The sequence below is a fragment of the Chitinophaga sp. genome (genome assembly GCF_036566945.1).
Lineage (GTDB): Bacteria > Bacteroidota > Bacteroidia > Chitinophagales > Chitinophagaceae > Chitinophaga.
Window position 1 is genome coordinate 1 of sequence record NZ_DATCVJ010000553.1, and the last position, 6,033, is coordinate 6,033.

General features: G+C 47.4%; 5 protein-coding genes. 4 read left to right on the forward strand and 1 reads right to left on the reverse strand.

Going from position 1 to position 6,033, the window contains the following annotated elements; all coding sequences use genetic code 11:
- Window positions 1-117: 117 nt before the first annotated feature.
- Window positions 118-2,652: a M14 family metallopeptidase gene (locus VIP81_RS16820; protein ID WP_331963318.1), complete on the reverse strand. Its 2,535-nt coding sequence runs from the start codon at window positions 2,650-2,652 to the stop codon at window positions 118-120.
- Between the two features lie 205 nt (window positions 2,653-2,857).
- On the opposite strand from VIP81_RS16820, the gene ggt reads away from it, so the two are divergent.
- The 4 genes from ggt to VIP81_RS16840 all read left to right on the forward strand — a co-directional run.
- Window positions 2,858-4,564, forward strand: coding sequence for a gamma-glutamyltransferase (gene ggt / locus VIP81_RS16825; protein ID WP_331963321.1), 1,707 nt, complete (start codon window positions 2,858-2,860; stop codon window positions 4,562-4,564).
- 63 nt (window positions 4,565-4,627) lie between these two features.
- Window positions 4,628-5,158, forward strand: a complete 531-nt coding sequence (locus VIP81_RS16830; protein ID WP_331963324.1) for a DUF1572 family protein — start codon at window positions 4,628-4,630, stop codon at window positions 5,156-5,158.
- Window positions 5,159-5,161: 3 nt separating this feature from the next.
- Window positions 5,162-5,584: a hypothetical protein gene (locus tag VIP81_RS16835; protein ID WP_331963327.1), complete on the forward strand. Its 423-nt coding sequence runs from the start codon at window positions 5,162-5,164 to the stop codon at window positions 5,582-5,584.
- 5 nt (window positions 5,585-5,589) lie between these two features.
- On the forward strand, window positions 5,590-6,033 hold a 444-nt coding region (locus VIP81_RS16840), incomplete at its 3' end, for a hypothetical protein (protein WP_414649348.1).

Consider the following 6,033-nt stretch of genomic DNA (forward strand, 5'->3'; position numbering starts at 1 on the left):
ACAGCCTGGGGTGCACCATTAAAAGAAATCTATAAGCTACTGATATAATTGTAAGCAGGTAGTGAGTTTCGGAGAGATGATTACCGCTACCAACTACCTGCTTATAAAATCTTATCCCTATTGTCCTACGAGAAATACAGCGTTGCTAAACAACAGCTTACCATTTTCCCAAAAACTTCTGAACAGCGGATTATCTGCCATCAGCACCACTTCACCACTACCCATATCTTTTACGCCAAACAGTAATCCATCTTTCAATTGCTGTCGGGTATCTGCCCCTACAAACCCACTCAAATAGCTGTCTTTCTTCAATACACCTACATTCCAGCCGCCACTTTCTATAAATTCGTATAAATGTGCATCCAGTTTCAGCGTATAATAAAATGCAGGATAACCAAAGGCCAGCGGATGCGTGGTATCCAGCTGTACTTTGTAAATAGCGCCGGGAATAAATTGTCTGATACTCTCCCTTTCCCGGTTAGCGTAAGGCTTCAGCGCCTCGTAACTATGTGTCGCCGCTTTATCTTTCCCTTCTTTATCTTTATCCTTCTCTTCTTCTTTTTTCAGTTTAATCCCCCAGTCGGCGCCAGCTACCTGCGCAGCGGCACTCTCCAATGCTATCAGCTTGCCACCGTTGCTGATCCAGTCTTTCAACTTGTCCGCGGCAGGTTTATCAGCAAATACTTTGTAATCGCCATCTGTTAATATCAGCACATCTGTTTGCCCCCAGTCGATGTCACTCATATTTCGTTCATTCACCACCGTTATAGGGAAGTCCAGTTGCTGCTCAAAGAAATGCCATACTTCTCCCATACCAAGAGAAGAAACACCATCACCTGCCAGCAGGGTAACTTTAGGCTTTCTGATCAACCTGATTTTGTCGGACCCAAAGTCCATTCCCTTATCTACAAAACCGCTGCTCACCGCATCCAGGGTAATTTTAAAATGATTGGCCTGGCTGGTAATGTACTGATCAAACTGATCGCCTTTGCTGGTATTCCCTGAGCGGGTAATGATCAGCGTACCTGCAGGAAAGTCTTTGCCACCCACGCTGAACGGCACTTCGGTAAAACGTACTTTGATATCATTTTGCAGCAACGCCGACAAAAATTTCACGTCCCGGATACTATTCCACTGCGCCAGGTAGGCATAAGGTTTTTGTGCAGACAGCGGCGTATTGTTACGCACTGCAGCTGCTCCGGCAGCAGGTGTTAATGGTTGCTTCACGGCATAGGAAGTCAATCCATAGGCATAAGGCAATGCCCATGCTGTGATATCGTAAGTAACCGAATCTGATAAACGAGATACCGGCTCAAACAATACCCGCAGCATATTCGAATGCGGCTGATAGGCATTGATCACCAGGTCTTCTTTGTCAATTGTAAACGTTTCGGTTTTGCCGGTGAAATAATTGAATCCACTGGCACTGCCGGAATTGGCGCCAAAGCCAAAAGCAATATTATTTTTACGCAGCAACTCCGCCAGGGTATTGAGTTTCTCGGTATTACCCCCCGCTTTTACTACATACGACTTATACCCACCCTGCGGTGTTTTTTGCGCTGCAATAAAATAGTTGCTGTATTCGCTGATAATTTTTGCTGCATTTTGCGAGGCCACTTCTATGGTAGATAAACCGGTGGTGAAGTGATGTGCAATACGATCAGACAACGTGAGGGTATCTCCATCGCTTTTCAACACGGCTACTCCCGCCCTGCCGCTACCACCTTGTTCGAAGGTCATACCCAGTGCTCCATTGTACATGGGATAGGTATCGCCGTAACTGGGATAAAAAAGATCGAATCGTTCTTTTGTAAAATACAGCCAGCCTTGCTGGTCGAAATACCTGGCATTGTTTTTACCAATCATGATCTGTAACTGCCGCTGCCAGGGGGTAACGGCATCATGAAAAGGTTCTGCTGCCGGCGCAAAATAATATGGTGCATCTATTTCCTGTTCATGAAAATCCACGTGCAGCTGTGGCATCCACTCATTATATTTTGCTACGCGTTGCTGCGATTCTTTTTGCGTTTGCCAGGCCCAGTCACGGTTCAGATCAAAATAATAGTGGTTGGATCTGCCTCCCGGCCACGGTTCATTGTGCTCCCTGGAATATGGGCTCACATTGGGTTTCACGCCACGGGTGTTATTATAAAAGTTCACGTATCTTTCGCGGCCATCAGGGTTGAGGCAGGGATCAATGATCACCACCGTATTTTTCAACCACTGCTGCGTTTGCGCGTTGCCGTTATTCACCAATTCATACAGCGTTTTCATGGCTGCCTCTGTCGATACCGCTTCATTACCATGTACATTATAGCTTAGCCATACAATCACCGGCTGATTACTCCCGGCATTATCCCGTGCATTAGACATATCCAGGCTATGCTGACGGATATTATCCAGCTGGGAAAAATTTTCGGGAGAAGCTACAATTGCCATGATAAGGGGTCTGCCCTCATAGGTTACGCCGTATTGCTCCAGCTTCACATTTTTAGCCGTAGCGGCTACCTGTTTAAAATAATCCACCACCTTATAATGTGGTGTGAACTGTGTCCCCAGGGGATATCCGAGGAACTGGTCAGGCGTTGGCACCTGGGCGGAAGCAAAAAGAAAGCCCAGCATAGCGAAAGCCAGTAATACATATCTGCGCATAGAAAGCCTGCAATTAGACCCTTAAGTTAGGAATAGTTTTCCGGTTATTGCGGTATACGCGAGTTTTTGTCTTACCCAGGATTATACTGATTTTAATGATTTTATATTTTTGATTTAAAAGATACCTTCCCGCTCATGGCCTCTTAAAATTATTTAATTTCCTATATTCTCCGCATATCTTAATTTAGACCCAAACACGATACCCATGCGTTACCTGATCATGCTGGGGATGACGGTATGTACATTGCATACTGCCTGTGCCCAACAAAAGATAGATGATTTACATCCTTACGACTACACGATACAGAAAGATATCAGGGTATTACATGGAGCGGTAGTATCGGCCCATCCTCTCGCCAGCCGCGTGGGTGCCATTATACTGCAGCAGGGTGGTAACGCCGTAGACGCGGCCATTGCCACACAACTGGCACTGGCAGTAGTATATCCGGGCGCCGGAAATATTGGCGGTGGTGGTTTTCTGGTGGGGCACCTGAAAAATGGCCGCAATATCGCCATTGATTTCCGGGAAACTGCTCCGGCAAAAGCCCACCGGGACATGTATCTGGATTCGCTCGGCAATGCTATTACCCACTTAAGTCTGGATGGTCAACTGGCTGCAGGTGTACCCGGCACCGTAGCCGGATTGTTTGCCTCGATGAAATACGCCAAACTTCCCTTTACCAAACTGATAGAGCCGGCCATCCGCCTGGCAGACAAAGGTTTTGTATTGACTCCTTCAGAAGCCAACGGACTAAATGCTTATAAGGCAGATTTTGAAAGACTGAATACCACTAAAACCGCTTTCGTTAAGGACGTACCCTGGAAAGCCGGCGATACGCTTGTGCAAAAGGAACTGGCACATACGCTCACGCTTATACGAAATAAAGGTGCCGCAGGATTCTACCAGGGCGAAACCGCGGCCAACATCGTAGCAGAAATGAAGCGGGGCAACGGTATCATTACCCTGCAGGATCTGAAGAACTATAAAGCGAAAGAACGCACAGCGGTAGCGTTTAACTATAAAGGCTATACGATTGTTACCATGCCCCTGCCTTCCAGCGGTGGCATTTGTTTACAACAATTGATGGGGATGGTGGAAAACTATCCCCTGTCACAATGGGGCTTCCAGTCGCCACAATCAGTGCAACTGATGATAGAAGCAGAAAGAAGAGCTTACGCCGACAGAGCGCAGTTCCTCGGTGACCCGGACTTCGTAAAAGTGCCATTTGCACAATTAACCAACAACCAATACCTGGCCACCCGGATGCAGGATTTCACACCCGGCAAGGCTGGTTCCAGTGACAGTACCAAAGCCGGCGTTTTCCCGGAAAGCGAGGAAACCACGCACCTCAGCATCATTGACGAGGAGGGCAATGCCATCGCCCTTACCACGACCCTCAACGGCCACTTCGGTAGCAGAACGGTAGTTGGCAAATCCGGCTTCCTCCTCAACAACGAAATGGACGACTTCAGCGTAAAACCAGGCCTACCCAATATGTACGGCCTTGTAGGCACGGAAGCCAATGCCATTGCACCGGCTAAACGGATGCTCAGCTCCATGACACCAACACTGGTCTTACAACAAGACCAGGTGCTGTATTCAATGGGTACACCCGGCGGCGCCACCATCATCACCTCCGTATTTCAAACACTCATCAATACCCTGGAATTTGGCCTTTCCCCTTCCGATGCCATCAACAAACCTAAATTTCACCACCAGTGGCTACCGGATGAAGTTGCCGTGGAACCAGATTTCCCGGATACCACCATTCAGGCACTGCAGGGAATGGGATATAAAGTAGTGAAACGCGGTACTATTGGTCGGACTGAAATTATTAAAAGAGCACCTGAAAGCCGCTACCTGGAAGCTTCCGGGGATAAGCGTGGCGACGATAGTGCAGCAGGATATTAAGTTAAGTACGTTTTTTATGATAGATGAATGCGGTATTCATCTCCCAACAACAAAATATTTATCATGTCTATACAAGCAATTTATTTACAGAGCGCATTACAACGACTAGAAATACACCGGCAGCTGGGACTTAAAACCATCGAAAGACTCAACACCGAACAGCTGCACTGGCAGCCGGACGGAGAACCGAACAGCATTGCCATGATCATCCAACATCTGCACGGTAACATGTTATCGCGCTGGACAGATTTCCTGACCACGGATGGAGAAAAACCGAACCGCGACAGAGACCTCGAATTTGAAGAAAGCGATACTTCCGCAACAGCACTCTTAGAATTATGGAACGCTGGCTGGGACTGTATGTTGAATGCCATCCGCAGCTTACAGGAAACAGATCTCGACAGAACTGTTTTCATCCGCAATGAACCACATATTGTAATTGATGCCATTAACCGGCAACTGGCGCATGTACCGTATCATGTGGGACAAATAGTGTATATCGGTAAAGCGATCCTGAAAGATCAATGGCAAAGCTTATCCATCCCCAAAGGAGGATCGGCGGCCTACAATAAAGCAAAAACAGGGAATAAATAATTCATGAAAATACGTATAGCCTTAGCCGTTATCGCCACCATGTTAGTGGTAACTGCCTGTCAAAGCAAAAAGACCAACGAATTGCTGATGAACAAAAAGTGGCGGGTGTATGATGTGAGGATTCCACCGGAATCGCCCATCAGCAACACGCAGTACATACAGGCGCAGGACCTGAAGAAAGGCTACTACCGCGACGCCTATTACCAGTTTCTGGATGACAATGTTTTTGTAGCCACCATTGCCGGCCGATCAGATACCGGCAAATATTTTATTCTCAGCAACGGGGCCATGATTTCTGTTACTGCTAAAAACGGCGACCGGAAAGTGGAAAACCTTGTCACCGTTACTAAACTATCAGAAGATTATTTTGATATGCAGGTGACTTCCACCGATTTCCAGTTTATCTTATGTACTAAAAAAGAGTAAACGCAATGCTGTATACAGATCATACGCCCGGAAGAACCGTGTTGCTGGAAGACCGGACCTGCCTGTTTTTTTCGGGATTTGCCTACCTGGGTTTGCATCAGCAGCCGGCATTTAAAGCCCTGCTGATGCAAGGTATTGAACAGTACGGTACTGTTTTCCCCTCTTCCCGGGCAGGTAACTTACGTTTATCTATATACGAAGAAATAGAGCATGCCCTGTGTACCCTGCTGCATCAGCAGGCGGCCACAGTGTTCTCTTCCGGCTATTTGGCCTCACAGGCTGCCGTGCAATATGGAGTGGGCTGCGGACAGCTGCTCTATGCACCCGGCACCCATCCCGCATTGTGGCACCAGGCGCCTGTGCTCCCGCAAATGAGCAGGGAAGAATGGGTAACCCAAACCGTGGAAAAAGTAAATGCGCATCGGGATAATAGTTTCGTAATTGTGACC

What these genes read in the sequence shown, in the direction of transcription:
- ggt (WP_331963321.1), top strand. Translation starts at nt 2,858, where the DNA reads ATGCGTTACCTGATCATGCTGGGGATGACGGTATGTACATTGCATACT.
- VIP81_RS16820 (WP_331963318.1), bottom strand. Translation starts at nt 2,652, where the DNA reads ATGCGCAGATATGTATTACTGGCTTTCGCTATGCTGGGCTTTCTTTTT.
- VIP81_RS16835 (WP_331963327.1), top strand. Translation starts at nt 5,162, where the DNA reads ATGAAAATACGTATAGCCTTAGCCGTTATCGCCACCATGTTAGTGGTA.
- VIP81_RS16830 (WP_331963324.1), top strand. Translation starts at nt 4,628, where the DNA reads ATGTCTATACAAGCAATTTATTTACAGAGCGCATTACAACGACTAGAA.